A 19,011-nucleotide genomic window follows, 5' to 3' on the forward strand; every position below is an offset into this window, starting at 1 on the left:
CGCTGTAGCGGCGAGCAGGGCTCTTTTGAATTGCATTGTATTATTTGCGAAGAGTAAGCTCTGCAGAACCTTTAATCAGATTCGGGTAACTGATGATCTTGAAAGTCAAAGGCTGCGGCAGCTCAGCCGTTCCCAGCTTGTATCCAAACTGAATCGGAGGAACCTTCTCATCAGCATGAGCAGGATCAATAGCAGGCACTGCGGAATTATACGTAGCCGTATGCAATTTGCCTACTCCGTCCTTAAATGTCCGATCCAGAATTACATTTGCGGTATAGCCAGCGCTTTTATTGCTAGGTCTTTGGTATTCCATAATCAAGCTATGAGGATTAGACGCAGCGGTGATTCGCAGGCGGCCGTCAGGTCCTTTGATAATTTGCTTCTTATCGGTATCTACTATCAGCTCCTGGGCAGATTTCTCAAGACCGATGATACCGTCAATTTGCAGCTTCATGGTACCGGGTGACAATTCACTGCCAGGGAATACGAGATACTGTTTGCCCTCAACATTAATCGATGCCTTGGAGTACAATGCAGTAAAATCATTACCACCTCCAAGCAGAATATGCGGGCTATTCAGACTGAATATTTCCATGGAATTCTGCGGACTGTATGCAGTTTCCACATAGATGCCAGTTACCGCTATATATACGTCCCCGATCTTAACATCCTGGCCCGCGATTTCCATTGTACGGTTAATGGATACGGTCTCTCCAGACCGTGCAACAGCATTCTGCTCAATGGTAATCGGTACATAAACCTCATTGGTTGTCTCAAAGTTCTGTATGCCATCGACCACCCCGCCTACCGGCCCCACCACACTCAGCTTTACCGCCATCTGCTCCGGCAGTTTCGTATAATTACGATTCCAAAGTACTTTTTGGTAACCTCGTGTTACCCCAGATACAGCTTTCGAATTGTTGCTGAAGTACGTTCCTAGTCCCAGCTCAATATCTGCAGTAGTTGTCATTGAAAGCATATAAGAAGATGCCTTTACATTCTTATTCTCCAGCTTATAGAAAAAGAGGATCCCCATCCGGTCTGCTGCAACGGCTTCCACTGTCAGAACATAACCATCCGTCTCTGCTGTTGCCCCGCTTATCGGCTTAATGAGACCTGCCGCCAATGCTGAATTAACTGTAGAATCACTTCCAGCAACTTTGCCGTAAGCTTCGAACCACTTCATATCCTGCACCGTTACCTGCGAACTCAAAGCACCACTTCGTGGCTTCAAAGCCTCGCTTCCCCAAGGAAAAACGAACAGCAGCAGAATCGCCAGCATCGCCACCGAACCTAATACATAACGCGCTTTTAGAGACATATTGAATTTCTGCGACCGGGTCATCCCCATACGAACGGCAGCATTCAGCTTCAGCTCAGCAATTTCATCCGCCTCAACGGATAGACTGTGATAGTACTCCTTCAGCAGTGTTTCTTCACTCGTGGCCATCCTGCAGTCCTCCTCTAAGTCTCATTTTGTCGCGCAGCTGTTTCAATCCCTTGTTCAGCCAAGTCTTGACCGTTCCTTCAGGCTTCCCCAGCACCTCAGCAATTTCACTCAGCGTCATATCCCGGTAATACTTCAGTACGAGCACCTGGCGGTATTTCGGCTTGACCCCATTCAGCGCCTGCTCCATATCCAGCTTGCGGTCACTGGTCATCTCCTGTAGTCCGCCGCTAACCGGAACCGGACCAGGAGACGCCAGACGTTTCCTGCGCTTCAATTCATCCTTGCAGCAATTGATCAGAATTCTTGTCAGCCAGGGCGCAAACCGGTCCGTATCCTTCAGACTCCCACGCTTGACCCAGGCTCTGTATGTAGTTTCCTGCACTACTTCAAGCGCCTCCGCCTCACTCCGTAAGTAGCTATAGGCTATGCTGTAGAGTATTTTCTTCTGCTCTAGCACCCGGCTGATGAACAGCTGTTCCTGCTCATTTAAGACGCGTATCCGCTCGCCTTCCCAAACATTCTCCATCCCGCATCCTCCCTCTGCTTTTTTTGATTTCTGTATATACTGACTGTGCTGCGCAGCAAACGGTTTTACTTTTTTGGGACAAATAAGAAAAATAGGTAAGACATCTTCTGTTTAAGGAGCCAGTGACAGCTGTTATTCACAGCAAAAAGCCCGGCGTGTATGGGTTGACCACCACGCCGGACTTTATATTAGATAAGCTCATTATGTGTGCCCGTTAATGGTTATGACGTTTTTTCTTTGGAATCCCCGCCTGCACCCAGTGTAATTCCGCTGCGCCCGGCAAAGGCACTCAGCTGTGCCTCCGTCTCCGAGCTGGTCCGGTTACGGAAGCAGAGCTTGGCAACTTCTCTGGCTTCGGAAGCCAGCGTGTTCAGGGTACGGTGCTTCACCTTAAGCAGCGCCTGCGGCGACATGCTCAGCACACTAATTCCGAGCTCCAGCCAGAGCGGTAATGACCGTTCATCTGCGGCCATCTCACCGCACACACTGACATCGATACCCACGCTGCGGGCCGCATCTACTGTCATTTTGATCATGCGCAGCACTGCCGGATGGTAGGGATGATACATATGGGCAATCTGCTCATTCATCCGGTCCACAGCGAGTACGTACTGCACCAGATCATTCGTGCCGATACTGAAGAAATCCACTTCCTCCGCCAGCAGATCGGCAATCATGACGGCGGCTGGAACCTCAATCATAATGCCTACAGGCAGCTTGCGGTCATATGGAATCCCACGGCTGTCCAGCTCGCTTTTCACTTCCTCCAGCACCGCTTTGGCAGCCTGAACCTCTTCAACGGAGGAGATCATTGGGAACATCATCCGGACATTACCGTAATGGCTGGCCCGCAGAATGGCTGTCATCTGCGTCTTGAACATGTCCTTGCGGTCCAGACTGATGCGGATGGCGCGGTAGCCGAGGAACGGATTCTGCTCCTCCGGCAGCTGGAAGTAATCCAGATGCTTGTCTCCTCCGATATCAAGGGTGCGGATGACGACAGACTCCTTGCCGACTTTTTCAGCTACAAGCTTATAGACTTCAAACTGTTCATCTTCCGTCGGGAACGTATTACGGTCCATATACAGAAACTCCGTACGGAACAGCCCCACACCTTCGGCTCCATATTTCAGCGCCATATTAAGCTCTTTCACAGAGCTGATATTGCCGGCCAGACGCAGGTATACGCCGTCCTTGGTGAAAGCTTCAACGGTAGCGAGCAGCTCCAGCTGTTCCCGCTTCTTGAGCTGCTTGGCACGTCTGGAGGTGAAATCCCGCATGGTGGACTCATCCGGATGGAGCATCACAGCTCCGGTCTCCCCGTCGAGCACCAGCATGTCCCCGGTCTGAATCGGGGTAAGGATTTTGTTCTCCAGGCCGGCGACCAGCGGAATGCCGAGCGCCCGGGCCATGATGGAGGAATGCGAAGTCTTGCCGCCCATCATCGTGACGATCCCCAGCACATAGGCCGGGTTCAAATGCGCCAGCTGGGACGGAGAGAGCTCCTTCGCCACAAGAATATAAGGCTGTGTATCAGACGGAAGGGTAACTTCCGGCGCACCCAGCAGATGCTTCAGCAGACGGTTGCCGACATCCTTGATATCCACCGCTCGCTCCTTCATATACTCATCGTCCAGCAGATCGAACATCGCTACAAAATGGTCAATGGCTTCCTTAACCGCCACCTCAGCCGCTTTATACTGGCGTTCGATAATACCGCGGATTTCGCTCATGAACACAGGGTCGTCCAGGATCGCCAGATGGGCATCAAAAATACTCGACTCCTCCGGTCCGACGACCTCACGGAATTCTCTTTTGATAAATTCGATCTCATCCTTAGAGGTGCGGATCCCTTCGTATAAACGTTCAAACTCCTTAGCCAGATCCACCGGATTCACCTGAGTATCCGGCAGACTCCATTCCCAGTTCGGCAAGACAAAGGCCTTCCCGATGGCAACACCTGCTGCGGCGCCTATGCCTTGTATCATGCTTCGATCCCTCCAACATTACTTTCGTGTAGAACCACAGACATGACTGACGACTGCCCCTTTTTAACATTTTTAAATGGAGCATAGCTCCAGGATTTTACGCGGTCCGGGTTGGTAATGACCATAGGTGTAGCGAGTGAAGCGGCATGCTCCTTCAAGAAAGCCAGATCAAACCTGACCAGCAGCTGCCCCGGCTCCACGCTGTCCCCCTCCTGTACAAGCGCCTCGAATGGCCCTTTAAGCTGCGAAGTATCAATCCCTATATGCATAAGCACCTCCAGCCCTTCGGGTGTAGAAATGCCCACTGCGTGCATTGTAGGATATACATGCATCACCTTGCCGAATACGGGCGAGACCAGCTCTCCTTTTTCCGGGAAAAAGGCTACTCCGTCCCCAACCAGCTTGGCGGCGAAAATATGATCCGGCACCTCTTCGATCGGCATCATCCGGCCCTGGATGGGCGAGCTGAACAGCACCTGCGGCAAATCGCGCAGCATCAGCTTATCGATCTCTTCCCGGATCAGCTCCGAGTATGTACCGAAGACGACCTGCACATTGCCGCCGCCCAGCTTGATAATGCCTGCGGAGCCAAGCCCCTTAAGTGCTCCTGTATCTATAAAACGGTCGTTATGCACTGTGAGTCTTAGCCGGGTGATGCAGGCCTGTACCTGTACGATATTCTCCTTGCCGCCCAGCGCCTCCAGAATCAGCGGAGCCTGATACGGTATATTCCCCGCCCAGTCTCCCAGCTCGGACCCTTCTTCGCGGCCCGGTGTAGGAATCTGGAAGCGGCGGATCGCCCAGCGGAACAGATTATAATAAACAATCGCGTAACCAATCCCGATCGGAATCAGCAGCCAAGCCCGCTGGGACAGATGCAGATTGAGGAAGAAATCGATCGCACCGGCCGAATAGGAGAACCCGTGATGAATACCGAGTGAGTAGGTCAGTACCATGGCAAGGCCGGACATGACTACATGCAGCGCGAATAAATACGGGGAAGCGAACAGAAACGCGAATTCAATCTGCTCCGATACCCCGGTCAGAAAGCAGACCAAAGCGGCACGCAAAAAAGTCTTCTTGATCTTTGGCTTGAGGTCCTCGCGCGCTTCCTGAATAATAGCAAAGGCAATCGCCGGCAAGGCAAACATCATGATCGGGAATAGCCCGGCCATGAAGATCCCCGCTGTAGGGTCCCCGGCAAAAAAACGCGGCAAATCCCCTTGCACGACCGCACTTCCGTCAGGCGTCGTGAAGGAGCCCAGCTGAAACCAGAATACATTATTGAGAATATGATGCAGGCCAAAGGCCGTCAGCACTCTATACAATACCCCGTAGACAAAAACTCCATATCCGCCGGTAACCTGCACTACCCTGAAGAGATCATTCAGCAGCTGCTGGAGCAGCGGGGATACGCCAAGCATCACCCAGGCGAACAGCGCGGAGAATAAACCCATAAAAAGCAGTACAAAACGCGACCCTCCAAAAAACTGGATCGCCTCCGGCAGCTTAATATTCTTAAACCGGTTATGCGCTACGCCGGCTACAATTCCAAGGATAATACCAATTAATGTTGCAGGCTGTACAGCCCCGTCTCCCATGTTGGAAACAATCCGGTCATAAGTGAACATCCCTGCGAGCGCCGCCAGTCCGGCCGGTCCGGCCTGATTGGACAATCCCCACGCTACACCGACAGCAAACAAATAAGGCATGAAATAGAATATTCCTTGCCCCGCGTATGTCGTCACTTCGGATACCGAAGAAAGTCCCCATGCAGACCACGGTAAGCTGCCCAGACTCAGCAAGATGGCCGCCGCCGGAAGCACCATGGTAGGAAGCATAATGGCTCTGCCTAACTGCTGCAAAGATCCGAGCCAATTCAAGGTGACCCTCTCCTTTCTTTCTATATTGAATGGTAAGCGCTGCAGCAGTTTTTGTCAAAAGAATACGTGTGAGAATTTAGGCAATCGTATCGTCTGAATTCAGGAACAAGTAATGGAGACGGGGACATAATTCCGAAGAACATCTGCAAAAAAGAGGTGAGAACTGCAATGGAAACATATGCAAAGTTTACAAGGATGTATTGGGAATGTGTTGAATCGTAATTGAATAGTAGGCCTAACCATTATCTTGGTCGCTCTTAAGCCGCAATTGTACTTTATACAATAGATTGACTCTATATCCATTCAAATTAACGATCTATTGCACTTCGTACAATAGAATTCTCAAAAATCGATTAAAATCCATCAAAATTCATTATTCTACTGTACAAAGTGCAACAGAGTCTTAAAAAAGTGTTTTTTTAATGAATTCTAGTGTACAAAATACAATCAATCCAACGCAGTAGCAGTTGTAGAAGTAGTGGAGGCCGTAACAGCCAACCAATATATTTGCCCTATCCCCAGCTTCACTTCCATTTCTCATCTCCCCCACCTAACGAGCTTGCCGCTTAAGCTTAACTGCTTCTCTTTACCAACTCTGATCAGGATGCATCGGCTTCAATTCATAAGATCTTGTTCCTCTTCCGCCAGGAACGGGCTGGAGCAACCCCTTATTGCTCAAAGAGTTTAACATCTTCCGGGCAGTTCGAAAGTTAATCTGGATAAAGTCGGTAACCTCCTTCGGCCGCAGCGGCCTGCCAATCTGCCACGCCAAGCGCAGCACTTCTTTTTCTGCTGATAACAGCTTCTCTCCTCCGGCAGTACTCCGGGCTAAATAAGGAGCCAACGCCAGCTGCGGCTTCATCCGGCATACCTCCGGACGCTGCTGGATATCGTCGAATGAGAAATGCAGCCTTTTCCAACCCATTCCTGTTAAGAAGGTATCCCTGTTAAGTGCATAGCTGAATTTTTCACGGTCCATCTCTTTAACATGACTCTGAAAACCATCGCATTCGATTCCGAAACGGCTGCCGCTTGCAGGCAGAAAAGCAAAATCCAAAAATTGCGACTTGCGGTTCCAGTCATATACTTCGTATTCCGGATGCAGCTGCTCCAGCTACTCAAACAGCGGCCACCATACATTCTGTAAAAACAGTTTCTCCGCATAGTTGTGTCCACGCAGCATCCTCCCCCGCCGTTCACCAGCTCGTTCATTAGTATGCGTCTCCATAAACGTGCAATGTGCCTGTTCAAAGTCCATATGAATGACCTCCTGTAAAATAAAAAAACGCCCTTCCCCCATGAAATGGAGTTAAGGACGTTCTTCGTCTGTTTCAAGTACAGCAATCGCAATCAATAAAATCTATATTCTGCATGAGTAACTGATCTTCACAGATGAGCTGATCATGTATGCTAAACCCATATGCCTATTCTTTCTATACTCCCCCTGCCGTGCACGACAAGAAGACAGTTTCTGTTACAAACAAGCGGATTTAAGGCTCAGTACCGTTCCAGAATTCCGGATGATGGAAACCAGAAGCCGGGCTCCATCCGGCTCCACATGAGCTCTTTCATCCGGTTACATTCGATCATCTAGGCCCGGCTCCGGCCCTTCATCGTAATCGCTTCTTCCACCTTGATGCAGCGGTCCATGATGGCGATCATATCGTGTGCAGCGGCGATGTCAGCAGCCTCCTGGCTAATGATGCCCTGCTGCAGCCAGAGCACGCGCGCTCCGATATCTGCGGCTTCCTGCGCTACAGCTGCGCAGTATTCACTGCGGCGGAATACATTCACAATATCCACCGGCTCAGGAATTTCCGCCAGCGTGTGATAGCATTTCTCGCCCAGGACCTCTCCGTCTACCGACGGATTGACCGGAATAATCCGGTACCCCCGGCTCTGCATAGCGCCTGCGACCATATAAGAGGTGCGGTCCGTTTTGTCAGATAGGCCGACTACGGCAATATTACCTGCTCCAGCCAGAATATCTCCGATTTCTTCCCTGCTTGGATTCTCAAAGCTCATGTGTATTTCCCCTTCCTGTGGTTAGATGTTCGTTATAAATACATCATACAGCGGAGCTTACCAAGTTCCAAATTCACACGGCTCACGCGACTGCAGAACTTGTTCATTACCAGTCTGGCAAAGAAGCCGGCGCCGGGGAGACACGTTCGCATTGGTGCGGCAGAAATTTCAGCTCACCGTACACAGCCAGACCATATGGACAGAATCAGGACCCCAATAATCCTTAACTATCACATAGGGTTCTCCGAATTTCCGCAGCCACCTGGTTTGTGCGCGTCTGTAGCCGCTGTCCAGGCAGAACTGAGTGATACCCTGCTCCCGAAGAAATACCATAAGCATCGCGATCAAAGCCGACCCAACCCCTTGCCCCTGATATTCAGGCAAAACGTACAGACTACCCAGCTCGCCTACAGCATCCAGCTGATTCCCGGTACAGACCCTGATGTCCTCTCCGCAGGGTGCATAAGAAATGGTGCCTGCGACACCCCCTCCTATTCGGGCAACCCAGAACCAGGTATCTGAATTCGGCGGATTCAAGGAAGCAGTAGCCATTCGTATCTTGGATTCGACCTCCTGCTGAATGTCACCCTGCAGGTGACCCAATCCTTCTCTTTCAAAAGCATCCGTGATTGCAATCTTATAAAGCTCCGATACCGGCGAAATATCGTCCTCAGTGAGCGGAACAATACTTAATGGACCTGCCGTTGTCATGGTTGTTATTCTACCCATTCCACATTCGCGCCCAGCGAACGCAGGTGATCGAAGTATTGCGGGTACGACTTCGCGACATGATGGGCATCCTTGATCCGCAGCGGCTGACGGGCTCTGAGGCCCACTACTGTTAGCGCCATAATTACGCGGTGATCATAATGCGCGTTAATGGTTACGCCGCCTTCGACACCTTCAGGCGTGCCATGGACAATGATCTCGTCACGGCGCTCTTCCACCTTCGCACCGGCACGGGTCAGCTCGGCCAGGTAATCGGTAATACGGTCACATTCCTTGTAGCGTAAGTTCTCCACGTTATAGAAGCGTGATGTCCCTTCGGCAAACACTGCCGCTGCCACCATGGCCAGCACAGCATCCGTAGCGGCATCACCATCGAATTCCACCGCCTTAAGAATACCGTTGCCCTGCACATGCACGGTACCATTCTCATGCGTGAGCGGTACCTCCATCATCCGCAGCACATCGACAATCGCCCGTTCCCCCTGCTTGCTACGCTCGGCCAGACGGTGAATCGTCACATCCGATTTGGTCACCGCTGCGGCAGCAAGTACAGCTGCTGATCCCGGATAATCTCCCTGAACCGTATAGGACTTGGCCGCATAGGCCTGACGGCCAGGCACCTTGAAGGACATATAATCCTCAGCAGCATGTACGGTAATACCGGCCTGCTCCATGACCTCAAGCGTCTGTCCGATGACCACCTTGGATTTCAGATCATCCAGGACGATAATCTCGCTGTCATCTTCAAGAAGCGGAGTAAGAAATAACAGCGCACTGAGATACTGTGAGCTAACGGCACCGGATACGGTAATCCGTCCACCCTGCGGTTTGCCGCCTCGAATAGTGATCGGCAGCCTTCCGTTATGATGCTCCACCTCTACACCAAGCTGGCTCAGCGCCTGAATCAGGTCATCATGCGGGCGTTTGCCGAGCGAATCCGGATACGTATTCACGAAAGTGACCTCCGGGCTCAGCGCGGCAACCGCCATCAGGAAACGCAGCACGGCGCCGGCATTCCCGACATTCAGCTCCTTGACATCACGCGGGTGCCGCCCGAACCCCTGAACTACAATCTTCTCCTCATCTTCGGTCAGTACAGCACCGAGATCGGCGATACATCTGCGGATGGCATCGCTGTCCTCGCTGTGCGCGGGATGATAAATCGTGCTGACTCCTTCCGACAGGGCAGCTACCAGCAGGTAGCGTGTTGTGTAATTTTTGGATGACAGAGCTCCGAATTCCCCTTGCAGTGTCGGCGTTGGCCTAACAATAACGTCCATAATTTAAGCGCTCCTTAAAGTAATATAGTTTCTGTATGTACGGCCCCGTTTGACAGGGTAATCCGCAGTTGTGTTATCATTGATACATTCTATTAGGACAGAAAAGAGGGTACAACCATGAATGAAATCCCACAGATTACACCGCAGGAACTGCGTGAGCGGCTCGCTTCAGGCGAAGAGCTTGTTCTGATCGATGTCCGCGAAGACGATGAGGTTGCCTTCGGCATGATTCCCGGTGCGCAGCATATCCCAATGGGCCAGATCCCGCAGCAGACTGATGAGCTTCCGGCTGATACCGAGATCATCTTCATTTGCCGTTCCGGCAACCGCAGCCAGCGTGTCTGCGAATATTTGCAGCAATTCGGCATTAAGGGCTCGAATCTGAGCGGCGGCATGATTGAATGGAATGAAACCGAACAAGCCTAGTCATATCACGAACGCAAACACACTTAAAAGCTCAAGCGCGGTAATGCATTAAAATATATTGTGAGACTTCGGCCACATTCAGCTCCGTTGTATCGACCGTGCAGTGCGCGAAACGGTAAGCTTCCCTGCGCTGCTCCATAATAGCGTGGACCCGTTCTGCAGCATTGCCGGCGAGGAGCGGCCGGTTCTCATCCCCGCTGACACGGGCGATAATCGCTTCCTCAGTGGCTGTAAGTGCCACAACAAGTCCCTGCTCGAGCATAACTTCCGCATTACCGGGTGCAAGCACTGCGCCTCCGCCTGTAGAGATAATTCTGCGTTCACCCTGCAGCATCCGCTTCAGTACGGCTGATTCAATCTTCCGGAAAGCCTCTTCGCCGCCCGCGGCAAAAATATCAGCAATACTCCGGCCTTCACTCTCCGTAATCACTGCATCCAGATCAACCAGTTCATATCCAAGCTCCTCAGCCAGCATAGCGCCTACCGTGGTCTTCCCCGTAGCCATCATTCCGACGAGTATGATATTTCTATGGTACATAACTACCTCCAACCGCGACATTTGTCATATCATAACACAGGGTGAAAAGTTTGCACAATGCAGCAGAGGTGTAAAAAAGCCCGAAAGCTCTCCGCAGGAAGCGAAAAGCATTTCGGGCTCTCTATAGCCTAAGCTGGGCGGTTGCTGTTACTCAGCCAGCCAGTTGTGGTGGAATACGCCTTCTTTGTCCACGCGTTTGAAGGTGTGGGCGCCGAAATAATCGCGTTGTGCCTGCAGCAGGTTCGCGGGAAGGCGTTCTGTACGGTAGCTGTCATAGTAAGCAAGCGCACTAGAGAAGCCTGGAACCGGAATACCCAGGGTTACGGCCGAAGCAATAACTTTGCGCCATGCGGATTGGTAGTTATCCATAACATCCTTGAAGAACGGATCAAGCAGCAGGTTCTTCAGGTCTGCATTATTGGCATAGGCATCCGTGATGTTCTGCAGGAACCGGGAGCGGATAATACAGCCTCCGCGCCAGATCTTGGCCAGTTCACCATATTTCAGATCCCAGCCATATTCATCAGAAGCTACACGCAGCTGCGCGAAGCCTTGTGCATACGATACGATTTTGCTGGCGAACAATGCTTTACGCACGTTCTCGATGAATTCAGCCTTGTCACCATCGAAGGCTACAGCAGCGGGACCGCTCAGCACTTTGCTGGCTTCAACACGTTCTTCCTTCATCGCAGACAGGAAGCGGGAGAATACGGATTCGGTGATCATGGATAGAGGCACGCCGAGATCCAGCGAGCTTTGGCTTGTCCATTTGCCGGTACCCTTTTGTCCGGCAGCGTCAAGAATGACATCAACCATTGGTTTGCCGGTTTCTTCGTCATACTGCGCGAAGATATCCTTAGTAATCTCGATCAGGTAGCTGTCCAACTCGCCGCTGTTCCACTCTGCGAAGGTGTTATGCAGTTCCTTGGCATCCAGGCCCAGCACATCTTTCAGCAAATGATACGCTTCGCCGATCAGCTGCATGTCGCCGTACTCAATGCCGTTATGCACCATTTTTACATAGTGTCCGGCACCGTCCGGTCCGATATATGTACAGCAAGGCTCTCCGTCCACTTTGGCAGAAATAGCCGTAAGAATAGGTTCAACCAGCTTATACGCGCTTTCCTGACCGCCAGGCATAATGGAAGGGCCCTTGAGTGCGCCTTCTTCTCCGCCGGATACGCCAGTACCTACGAAACGGAAGCCTTTGTCCTCAAGATATTTGCTGCGGCGAACGGTGTCAGGGAAATAAGCGTTACCGCCATCGATAATGATATCGCCCTGATCCAAGAATGGCAGCAGCTGTTCAATGGTAGCATCGGTTGCTTTACCCGCCTGAACCATGATCAGAATTTTGCGCGGCACTTCCAAAGATTGTACAAACTCTTCTACTGAGAAAGTACCTACCAGGTTCTTGCCTGCTGCTTCTGCGACCAGATCATGTGTCTTCTCCGGGGAACGGTTAAACACGGATACGCTAAAGCCTTTGCTCTCGATGTTAAGAGCCAAATTTTTGCCCATTACCGCCAAGCCAATGACGCCGATTTGTTGTTTTGACATCTGGTTCTCCACCCTTTGCACCCTGTATTTTTGTGAAATCCATTTCTCGCAGTATAAGAATACCACCCTTTGTCAGAGACAGCAAAGTTCTGCCTGCGAAAGAGAGATCAATTTCATTGACAAAGTCCTAAGAATCAGGGAAATTGCTCACAATGACTATTTTAACGGTTTTGGGCGCAGAAGTGAACCCCTGCACGCAACTTGCATTACAAAGTTCAAGGCACCCCATAGCGGGATGCCTTGAACTGAAGATAATTCATTCAATTTCACCATTCAAGCGCGGCAAGCTCCCTCGTTAGAATGTTCAGCCTGGCCGTGCAAGCCTCCACCTCTGCAGAATCCTTATTGCGCATGGCTTCACTCAGCCGGTCCAGCTGCTCATCAACCTCCAGCCGGCGGTCACGGATCCGCTCCTCGCCTTCAATAGAGTAGAACAGCTTCGTCAGCTCCTGATCGGATAGCAGCGGACCTTTCTGGTACAGGACACGCTGCTGATATCCGGAAATCTCCACCAGGCGGATCACTTCGCCGAATAGAATATTCTCAATAATAATCTGGCGGTCGCGGAAACGTTTGACTACAGCATGACCGCGCATATCACCAATCAGCTTCTCCATCCATTCAGCCAGGCGCGCATCACGGATCATATAATCTCCCACCAGCTTGAAGCCATCCTTAATCCGCTGGAAGCGCAGCTTCACCAGCTTGCGTCCGGTGCGCACCGATATAAGAAAAACATTCTCATTCTCACTCCAGTAAAGGGAATAGCCTTCCTTTATCAGATCCTTAATCAAGTCCTGGATATGTTGTCTGTCAAACCGGAGCTCCAGATTGCAGTACTCCACTTCGTCATTTTTGTTCACGGCACTCCCCCCTAACTGCTTGGTTACAGCATAGCCAGTTTCATGGCCTAACTTAAGAAGTAGAACTGACTGCCGGACCTCCACATACGCACCATCATTTTGCATTCGTCTTACACTTATTTTATACTTCATTTTATGTAGCGGTAACTTGGTTTATTGACTATTTTTACCCGCTTTCCGCCTTTTCCAAACGCCAGACCCTACTTTTGACGTCATTCCCCGATCTATTGGCAAAATAAACTATATAAAAGCCGCAGGCAGCCGGATTTACCGGTCTGTCTGCGGCTTTTGCAATTACCGGCTGTTGTAGGAAAAACAGCACTTAATGCGCGCTTCCTTGCTTCAGCTTCGTCCGGTGGACAATCAGCAGATGCAGGCCGAAGAGCAGGACCATTACACCTGCACTGGCCAGAAAAGGCGCACTATGGCTGACGGAATCCCACAGCTTGCCGGACAACACGGGACCTGCGACCATTCCTGAGCCCTGCAGCGTCAGGAACAGGCCCCAGACCGTCCCCCGCTCTCCCTTGGGCACCTGCTTGGCCAGGAAGGCATTCCATGCCGGCAGAATAAGCGCATAGCTTATTCCGACCAGCGCCACGGCAACGAATGCGAGCGGCAGCCAGCGGACCTGCGAGAAGAATGCCAGGGAACAGGCTGCCAGCAGGAAGCCGATGTTGAGGAAGACCGATGTCCCGATCTTATCAACCAGCTTGCCCGCCGGAATCAGCGCCAGCACCGTGATGCCTCCGCCGGCAATCAGCAGCAGGCTGAACTGGTTAGGCGTCACATGCAGCTCGGAGCGGGCGAACAAAGTGACCACCGGGGTCATGAGTCCGATGGCAAAAGCCTGCAGGAACAGCGCCGGGAAGAGTAGCCGGCTTACCTTCAGCGAAGTTCTGACCTGATGCCAGGTCCGCTTCAGGCTCTGCAGCGGCCGCAGCGGCGTGTGCGGCACTGCGGCCCCTTCGGGATTCATCTCACGGACGACATGAGGCGCATGGCCGCCAATTCTAGAAGGCAGCAGCAGCGCTACAGCCACTACAGCAGCGGCGAAGCCCATCAGCACCAGAAAGACCGTACGGTAGCTCTGACCGCCATGGTCCATCATGAAATTGACGATGATCGGACCGATCCCGGTACCGGCCAGCGACGCCATCTCCACAGCGCCCATCGCCGCCCCGCTGCTGCCGCTTTCCGTAGAACCAGCAAGTTCGGTTATACCGGTCATGGTACACGGCCATAGCGGCGAGGTCCCGATGCCCAGGACTAGACAGGCAATGGACAATGTGGTTGCATCTTTAGCATAGATGATCATTCCGACAGCCACCAGAATCAGCAGCAGCGCACCTGTCATCGTCCAGCGGTAGCCTATCCGCTCCATCACCCAGCCGAACGGGCTGCGGAACAGATTATCCCCTAGATACTGCAGGGCAAAGGCGAAGCCGACCACCGTCACCGACAGGCCCAGAATATTCTCCATGTAGACTGGCAGCAAGGCTACCAGCAGCGATCCTTTGACGAATTCGACCAGAAAAATAATAACCCACATCTCCACAATGAACGGTGAGGCCAAATTGATATGCATACGCTGCGCTACTTTGCCAGACATTTCATCACATCCTAGTATTATGGTGATTGATTTGTTATACTGATGCTTGCTCAAGCAGAAATGGCTAGTCAGTCCTCTAAGGGGCGGTATCCGTTTCAACGAGAAATATAAGGATCAAGTATAGCATAAACTAGTACTTCCTTATATTTTGAAAAATCGACTCTTCGCGAAAGGTTGTGACAGCATTAAATGGATCAACATGTAACTCCCCTCTTCACAGCTCTCAAAAAGCATGCCGCCGGAAACCCAGTTCAATTTCATATTCCGGGACATAAGAAGGGGCTAGGGACCGATGCCGAATTCCGTGAGTTTATCGGCGATAACGCTCTATCCATAGATTTGATCAATATTGCACCGCTTGATGATCTTCATCAGCCCACCGGGGTTATTCTTGAAGCTCAGAAGCTGGCTGCAGAGGCCTTCGGCGCCGATTACACGTATTTCAGTGTACAAGGCACGAGCAATGCCATCATGACTATGATCCTCTCTGTCTGCTCAGAAGGAGATAAAATTATTGTGCCGCGCAATATTCACAAATCAGTGATGTCGGCCATTATTTTCTCCGGAGCCAAGCCTATTTTCGTCTCTCCTGTACAGGATGAGAATCTTGGGATAGACCACGGCATAACCACAAGCTCGCTCGAACGGGCTTTGAGGCGCCATCCGGATGCCAAAGGTGTCCTCGTTATCAATCCGACGTATTTTGGCGTGTGCGCCGACCTGCGTTCGATTGTCGACCTGGCCCACAGTTACGGGGTTCCCGTACTTGTGGACGAGGCACATGGAGTATTGATTCATTTTCATGAGGAATTACCGGTATCGGCCATGCAGGCCGGTGCGGATATGGCAGCAACCAGCGTGCATAAACTGGGTGGCTCCATGACGCAGAGCTCGGTACTCAATCTCAATGCCAAGACAGGTCTTGTTAACCCTCAGCGGGTACAAACCATTCTCAGCATGCTGACCACAACTTCAACTTCATATATTCTGCTTGCTTCTCTGGATACCTCCAGACGTAATCTGGCGCTAAACGGCCATGAGATGGCATCCAGAACCATTGCCTTATCCAACTACGCCCGGGATGCCATTAACAGCATTGAAGGCTTGTACAGCTTCGGCAAAGAAATTCTCGGTACAGAGGCTACCTTCAATCTCGATCCGACCAAGCTTAACATTCACGTCCGCCATCTGGGCATTACCGGATACGAAACCGAGAACTGGCTGCGCCAGAAGTATAACATCGAAGTAGAACTCAGCGACATGTATAATATTCTTTGCCTGATTACCCCTGGAGATACCCAGGAATCGGTAGATAAGTTATTAGCCGCGCTGCGCGTGCTCTCAGCGATTCATTACAGCAAAGGTGAGATCTATGAGATGAAGGTACAGGTGCCGAATATCCCTCAGCTGGCCCTGATTCCCCGAGATGCCTTCTACGCCGATACACAGCTGGTTCCCTTCCGGGAGTCTGCAGGCTACATTATTGCAGAATTTATCTATGTTTATCCGCCGGGCATCCCGATTCTTCTCCCTGGTGAAGTTATTACCCAAGATAACATTGACTATATCATCGACCATGTGGAAATCGGCCTGCCGGTCAAAGGCCCTGAGGACCGCAGCATCACCAACATCAAAGTAATTGTTGAGGCTGAGCCTATTTCTTAATCGGCTCAGGCCCTGCAGCAATACAAAACCCCGATACTATTACAGTATCGGGGTTTTGTATTAGGCGGTGCTGTCTTGTCCAAGACAGCAAGCCTAAGTACTTGATTCACTGAAATCTATTCTTGCTGGGCCAGCAGCTCGTTGTAAGCTTCTTCAACAGCTTTCCATTCAGCTTCATCTTCAATGTTGTAGAGTACCATTTCTTCGTCTTCTTCTTCCATACGCAGAATGATGCCGTCTGCTTCAGGGTTTTCGCGCTCGAGCAGCAGTGCGTATAACTTCTCGCCTACGTCAAACGTTTCTACCAGCACCATCTCTACATCTTCGCCCTGCTCGTTCGTCAAGGTCAGCACAAACTCCTCGTGCTCATGGTCGTGATCATGTCCGCAACCGCATGCTTCACCATGTTCATGGCCATGCTCATGTTTGTGATCGCTCATTGAAATACCTCACTTTAAATTGAATTATCCTACATTTGGTATCGTAACACGTAAGATAAGTTCAGGTCAATTTGCAGACCGCGGTTAATTCTTGGCCGAAGCCGTAACCACCTTTTCTGACACAAGAACGTAATCTCCGCTCTTGGATGACTTGATGAAGAACCCTACACTGTATTTACCGGATTCTTTGAAATCATAGGTGAATTCCGGGGTGGAGAACCAGAAGTCCTCATTCTTCGAGCCGCCGGCATCCTCCAGAATATCCTTCACATTCCCTGACGGATCGGTGATTGCCACCTTCACAGCTGAGACGCTGTCCTTCAGGCTGTCAACCTGGGTAAGGATCTTCATCTTCAGTTTGCCTGTGTTTACATTGCCGAATACCGTATCGCCCTTGAACAGCACAATATGCACATTAGGCTTGAGAATCGTCACTTTACCTGAACCGTCCCAGCTGACGACACCTCCCGCTTCTCTCGCAGGGATATAGGCCTTGCCGTCAATCAAATAGCCGCCATCGGCTATTTCCTTTCCATTGCTCCACACTTTGATTTTCTGGTTTACAGCGTCAGCGAACAAATATGAGCTTCCCATCATGGAAAACACAACCACGCATAGAGCAATTTTTCTCCATCTCATTGTAAAGCCCCTCCAAATAATTCATGCTGTTAATGTATACTACCAACCATTCGACAAGTTGCGCAGAATTCAGGGAATTATTTCTTTTTGCAGTAGAAAAGAAAAACGCACGATTATAAAACCGGTTTCGGCGTGCAATATAAGAAATATCTGGGAGACATCCCCTCCCCGCAACACAAAAAAGCCGGACATTAGCATCGAATAGACGCTTGTCCGGCCGTTTCATCCTAATATCTATACCTAGTTAAAATTGCGGAAGCTGATCCAGATTGTTGGTAGGATCTCCATCTGCATCGCCGCGAATATACATTTCTCCATCTTTTCCTTTGAATGCGTTGACTCCGGCAATACTCCCGGACTGAACCTCCTGAAGTGCCTGCTGGTAATCCAGCACACGGCCGGAAGAGGTCTGGAACTTGGTCAGATCACCATCACCGTTTCTTTGGGCTGCAATAAAGCGTTCACGTTCGTTGTTCATCACTTAGGATCTTCTCCTTCGCGCCTAGGATTAGCCAACAATCTGGCTCCCAGATAGCTTGTCCATAGAATCGAAAGAGTATGTACCCGGCCTGATTACAGCGTTTTCTGCATTCTCACGTGAAGAATACCGGCATCATAGAAGGGCTCCGGGGAAATCACTTCATAGCCCAGTTTGCTGTAAAAGGCTTCTGCATGACACTGTGCATCGAGAATTGAGGCTACCAGGCCGAGTTCACGGGCGTGCCCCTCCATAGCGAGCAGCAGGATCCGTCCGAAACCCTTGGAACGGTATTGCTCGTGAACAGCAATCCGCTGCATTTTAGCAATCTCTGCCTTGTAATAAATCAGTCTTCCTGTAGCTGCCGGCTCACCGTTGTCCTTAAGCAGGAAATGATGCGCATTGTCTCCGATCACATCGTATTCATCAATTTCCTCTTCGGCCGGCACCTTCTGTTCCTCCACAAATACCTTATGGCGGATCGCAAGCGCCATCTGGAGCTGCTCCTCTGTAGTGACATGTACGATTTCCACTGCCATTCTCCTCTAACCCCTCTCTGTAGGTCCTATCAACATTGAGCCATTATACAGAATTATTAATATCCTGTATAGAGCCTGAGGGCTCCAGGGATAGGGAGGACGGATAAGCCGCGTCCGGCAGACTATTGAATGGAATACACCTCTTCCGGAATCGAACGGTCGTACACATCCTGCATAACCGGTGATATAAGACCATCCGGTGTATCAAGTCTCCCGTCCAGTCCAGTCATCTTATGAACCCCCGTATATCCGGGAGCCTCACTGCCAGCCGCACATCCGGCCGTCCCCAGCATCACACACACTCCAATGACCCCGCTCCACACCAATGACTTGCGCATAGTTGTACCCCCCTGTTCTTCTTGGCTCTATA

19 protein-coding genes are annotated in these 19,011 nt (G+C 51.0%); 2 read left to right on the forward strand and 17 right to left on the reverse strand.

Translation table 11 applies throughout. The annotated features are described in order from the left end of the window. Window positions 1–40 precede the first annotated feature (40 nt). The 8 genes from MKX70_RS25185 to aroA all read right to left on the reverse strand — a co-directional run bounded on the left by MKX70_RS25185 (window position 41) and on the right by aroA (window position 9,881). Window positions 41–1,450: a hypothetical protein gene (locus MKX70_RS25185; protein WP_340841085.1), complete on the reverse strand. Its 1,410-nt coding sequence runs from the start codon at window positions 1,448–1,450 to the stop codon at window positions 41–43. After that, entirely contained in the window at window positions 1,437–1,976 is a 540-nt protein-coding gene (locus MKX70_RS25190; protein WP_340841086.1) for a sigma-70 family RNA polymerase sigma factor, read from the reverse strand. The genes MKX70_RS25185 and MKX70_RS25190 overlap by 14 nt, the downstream gene beginning before the upstream one ends. 221 nt (window positions 1,977–2,197) lie before the next feature. Next, window positions 2,198–3,964, reverse strand: a complete 1,767-nt coding sequence (gene ptsP / locus MKX70_RS25195) for a phosphoenolpyruvate--protein phosphotransferase (RefSeq protein WP_340787463.1) — start codon at window positions 3,962–3,964, stop codon at window positions 2,198–2,200. Next, the gene (locus MKX70_RS25200) at window positions 3,961–5,847 is read right to left on the reverse strand and encodes a glucose PTS transporter subunit IIA (RefSeq protein ID WP_042235684.1); all 1,887 of its coding nucleotides are present in this window, start codon (window positions 5,845–5,847) and stop codon (window positions 3,961–3,963) included. The genes ptsP and MKX70_RS25200 overlap by 4 nt, the downstream gene beginning before the upstream one ends. 586 nt (window positions 5,848–6,433) lie before the next feature. Beyond that, window positions 6,434–6,904: a hypothetical protein gene (locus MKX70_RS25205; RefSeq protein ID WP_445323677.1), complete on the reverse strand. Its 471-nt coding sequence runs from the start codon at window positions 6,902–6,904 to the stop codon at window positions 6,434–6,436. A gap of 533 nt (window positions 6,905–7,437) precedes the next feature. Beyond that, window positions 7,438–7,872 carry a CoA-binding protein gene (locus MKX70_RS25210; RefSeq protein WP_340841087.1) on the reverse strand — a complete coding sequence of 145 codons (435 nt, stop codon included), beginning with the start codon at window positions 7,870–7,872 and terminating at the stop codon, window positions 7,438–7,440. A 168-nt stretch (window positions 7,873–8,040) separates the two neighbouring features. Beyond that, complete coding sequence (locus MKX70_RS25215) at window positions 8,041–8,601, reverse strand: GNAT family N-acetyltransferase (RefSeq protein ID WP_340841088.1); 561 nt, start codon at window positions 8,599–8,601, stop codon at window positions 8,041–8,043. Further along, the gene (gene aroA / locus MKX70_RS25220) at window positions 8,589–9,881 is read right to left on the reverse strand and encodes a 3-phosphoshikimate 1-carboxyvinyltransferase (protein ID WP_042235675.1); all 1,293 of its coding nucleotides are present in this window, start codon (window positions 9,879–9,881) and stop codon (window positions 8,589–8,591) included. The genes MKX70_RS25215 and aroA overlap by 13 nt, the downstream gene beginning before the upstream one ends. Before the next feature lie 117 nt (window positions 9,882–9,998). Between aroA and MKX70_RS25225 the strand changes: the two genes are divergently transcribed. Next, a complete protein-coding gene (locus tag MKX70_RS25225) occupies window positions 9,999–10,307 on the forward strand; it encodes a rhodanese-like domain-containing protein (protein ID WP_042235672.1) in 309 nt (102 codons plus the stop codon). Window positions 10,308–10,338: 31 nt separating this feature from the next. On the opposite strand, the gene MKX70_RS25230 is transcribed toward MKX70_RS25225, so the two are convergent. The 4 genes from MKX70_RS25230 to MKX70_RS25245 form a co-directional block, all read right to left on the reverse strand. Continuing rightward, window positions 10,339–10,845, reverse strand: coding sequence for a shikimate kinase (locus MKX70_RS25230; protein WP_042235669.1), 507 nt, complete (start codon window positions 10,843–10,845; stop codon window positions 10,339–10,341). A gap of 147 nt (window positions 10,846–10,992) precedes the next feature. Continuing rightward, window positions 10,993–12,405, reverse strand: coding sequence for an NADP-dependent phosphogluconate dehydrogenase (gndA, locus tag MKX70_RS25235; RefSeq protein WP_039297916.1), 1,413 nt, complete (start codon window positions 12,403–12,405; stop codon window positions 10,993–10,995). A 266-nt stretch (window positions 12,406–12,671) separates the two neighbouring features. Next, window positions 12,672–13,268 (reverse strand): hypothetical protein, encoded by a 597-nt coding sequence (locus tag MKX70_RS25240; RefSeq protein WP_039297913.1) that lies wholly within the window; start codon window positions 13,266–13,268, stop codon window positions 12,672–12,674. 322 nt (window positions 13,269–13,590) lie between these two features. Further along, on the reverse strand, window positions 13,591–14,880 hold the full coding sequence (locus MKX70_RS25245; RefSeq protein ID WP_042235665.1) for an MFS transporter: 1,290 nt from the start codon (window positions 14,878–14,880) through the stop codon (window positions 13,591–13,593). Between the two features lie 189 nt (window positions 14,881–15,069). Between MKX70_RS25245 and MKX70_RS25250 the strand changes: the two genes are divergently transcribed. Then, on the forward strand, window positions 15,070–16,545 hold the full coding sequence (locus tag MKX70_RS25250; protein WP_039297911.1) for an aminotransferase class I/II-fold pyridoxal phosphate-dependent enzyme: 1,476 nt from the start codon (window positions 15,070–15,072) through the stop codon (window positions 16,543–16,545). A 116-nt stretch (window positions 16,546–16,661) separates the two neighbouring features. Here MKX70_RS25250 and MKX70_RS25255 read toward each other — a convergent pair whose 3' ends face one another. The 5 genes from MKX70_RS25255 to MKX70_RS25275 all read right to left on the reverse strand — a co-directional run bounded on the left by MKX70_RS25255 (window position 16,662) and on the right by MKX70_RS25275 (window position 18,979). Next, a complete protein-coding gene (locus MKX70_RS25255) occupies window positions 16,662–16,985 on the reverse strand; it encodes a DUF1292 domain-containing protein (protein ID WP_019911532.1) in 324 nt (107 codons plus the stop codon). A gap of 84 nt (window positions 16,986–17,069) precedes the next feature. Further along, the gene (locus tag MKX70_RS25260; RefSeq protein ID WP_039297906.1) at window positions 17,070–17,624 is read right to left on the reverse strand and encodes a hypothetical protein; all 555 of its coding nucleotides are present in this window, start codon (window positions 17,622–17,624) and stop codon (window positions 17,070–17,072) included. A 244-nt stretch (window positions 17,625–17,868) separates the two neighbouring features. Beyond that, a complete protein-coding gene (locus tag MKX70_RS25265) occupies window positions 17,869–18,105 on the reverse strand; it encodes a DUF3892 domain-containing protein (protein ID WP_039297904.1) in 237 nt (78 codons plus the stop codon). 92 nt (window positions 18,106–18,197) lie between these two features. Continuing rightward, window positions 18,198–18,641: a GNAT family N-acetyltransferase gene (locus MKX70_RS25270; RefSeq protein ID WP_042235661.1), complete on the reverse strand. Its 444-nt coding sequence runs from the start codon at window positions 18,639–18,641 to the stop codon at window positions 18,198–18,200. A gap of 122 nt (window positions 18,642–18,763) precedes the next feature. Next, window positions 18,764–18,979, reverse strand: coding sequence for a hypothetical protein (locus MKX70_RS25275; RefSeq protein ID WP_042235658.1), 216 nt, complete (start codon window positions 18,977–18,979; stop codon window positions 18,764–18,766). Window positions 18,980–19,011: the final 32 nt, after the last annotated feature.

Origin of the sequence: Paenibacillus sp. FSL R7-0312 (genome assembly GCF_038004445.1) — a bacterium.
Taxonomy (GTDB): Bacteria; Bacillota; Bacilli; order Paenibacillales; family Paenibacillaceae; genus Paenibacillus_AQ.

Bases quoted from the DNA above. Each gene is read 5' to 3' on its own strand.
- ptsP (WP_340787463.1), bottom strand. From the start codon at position 3,964: ATGATACAAGGCATAGGCGCCGCAGCAGGTGTTGCCATCGGGAAGGCC.
- MKX70_RS25230 (WP_042235669.1), bottom strand. From the start codon at position 10,845: ATGTACCATAGAAATATCATACTCGTCGGAATGATGGCTACGGGGAAG.
- MKX70_RS25185 (WP_340841085.1), bottom strand. From the start codon at position 1,450: ATGGCCACGAGTGAAGAAACACTGCTGAAGGAGTACTATCACAGTCTA.
- MKX70_RS25210 (WP_340841087.1), bottom strand. From the start codon at position 7,872: ATGAGCTTTGAGAATCCAAGCAGGGAAGAAATCGGAGATATTCTGGCT.
- MKX70_RS25275 (WP_042235658.1), bottom strand. From the start codon at position 18,979: ATGCGCAAGTCATTGGTGTGGAGCGGGGTCATTGGAGTGTGTGTGATG.
- MKX70_RS25250 (WP_039297911.1), top strand. From the start codon at position 15,070: ATGGATCAACATGTAACTCCCCTCTTCACAGCTCTCAAAAAGCATGCC.
- MKX70_RS25225 (WP_042235672.1), top strand. From the start codon at position 9,999: ATGAATGAAATCCCACAGATTACACCGCAGGAACTGCGTGAGCGGCTC.
- aroA (WP_042235675.1), bottom strand. From the start codon at position 9,881: ATGGACGTTATTGTTAGGCCAACGCCGACACTGCAAGGGGAATTCGGA.
- MKX70_RS25260 (WP_039297906.1), bottom strand. From the start codon at position 17,624: ATGAGATGGAGAAAAATTGCTCTATGCGTGGTTGTGTTTTCCATGATG.
- MKX70_RS25245 (WP_042235665.1), bottom strand. From the start codon at position 14,880: ATGTCTGGCAAAGTAGCGCAGCGTATGCATATCAATTTGGCCTCACCG.
- MKX70_RS25270 (WP_042235661.1), bottom strand. From the start codon at position 18,641: ATGGCAGTGGAAATCGTACATGTCACTACAGAGGAGCAGCTCCAGATG.
- MKX70_RS25215 (WP_340841088.1), bottom strand. From the start codon at position 8,601: ATGGGTAGAATAACAACCATGACAACGGCAGGTCCATTAAGTATTGTT.
- gndA (WP_039297916.1), bottom strand. From the start codon at position 12,405: ATGTCAAAACAACAAATCGGCGTCATTGGCTTGGCGGTAATGGGCAAA.
- MKX70_RS25255 (WP_019911532.1), bottom strand. From the start codon at position 16,985: ATGAGCGATCACAAACATGAGCATGGCCATGAACATGGTGAAGCATGC.
- MKX70_RS25190 (WP_340841086.1), bottom strand. From the start codon at position 1,976: ATGGAGAATGTTTGGGAAGGCGAGCGGATACGCGTCTTAAATGAGCAG.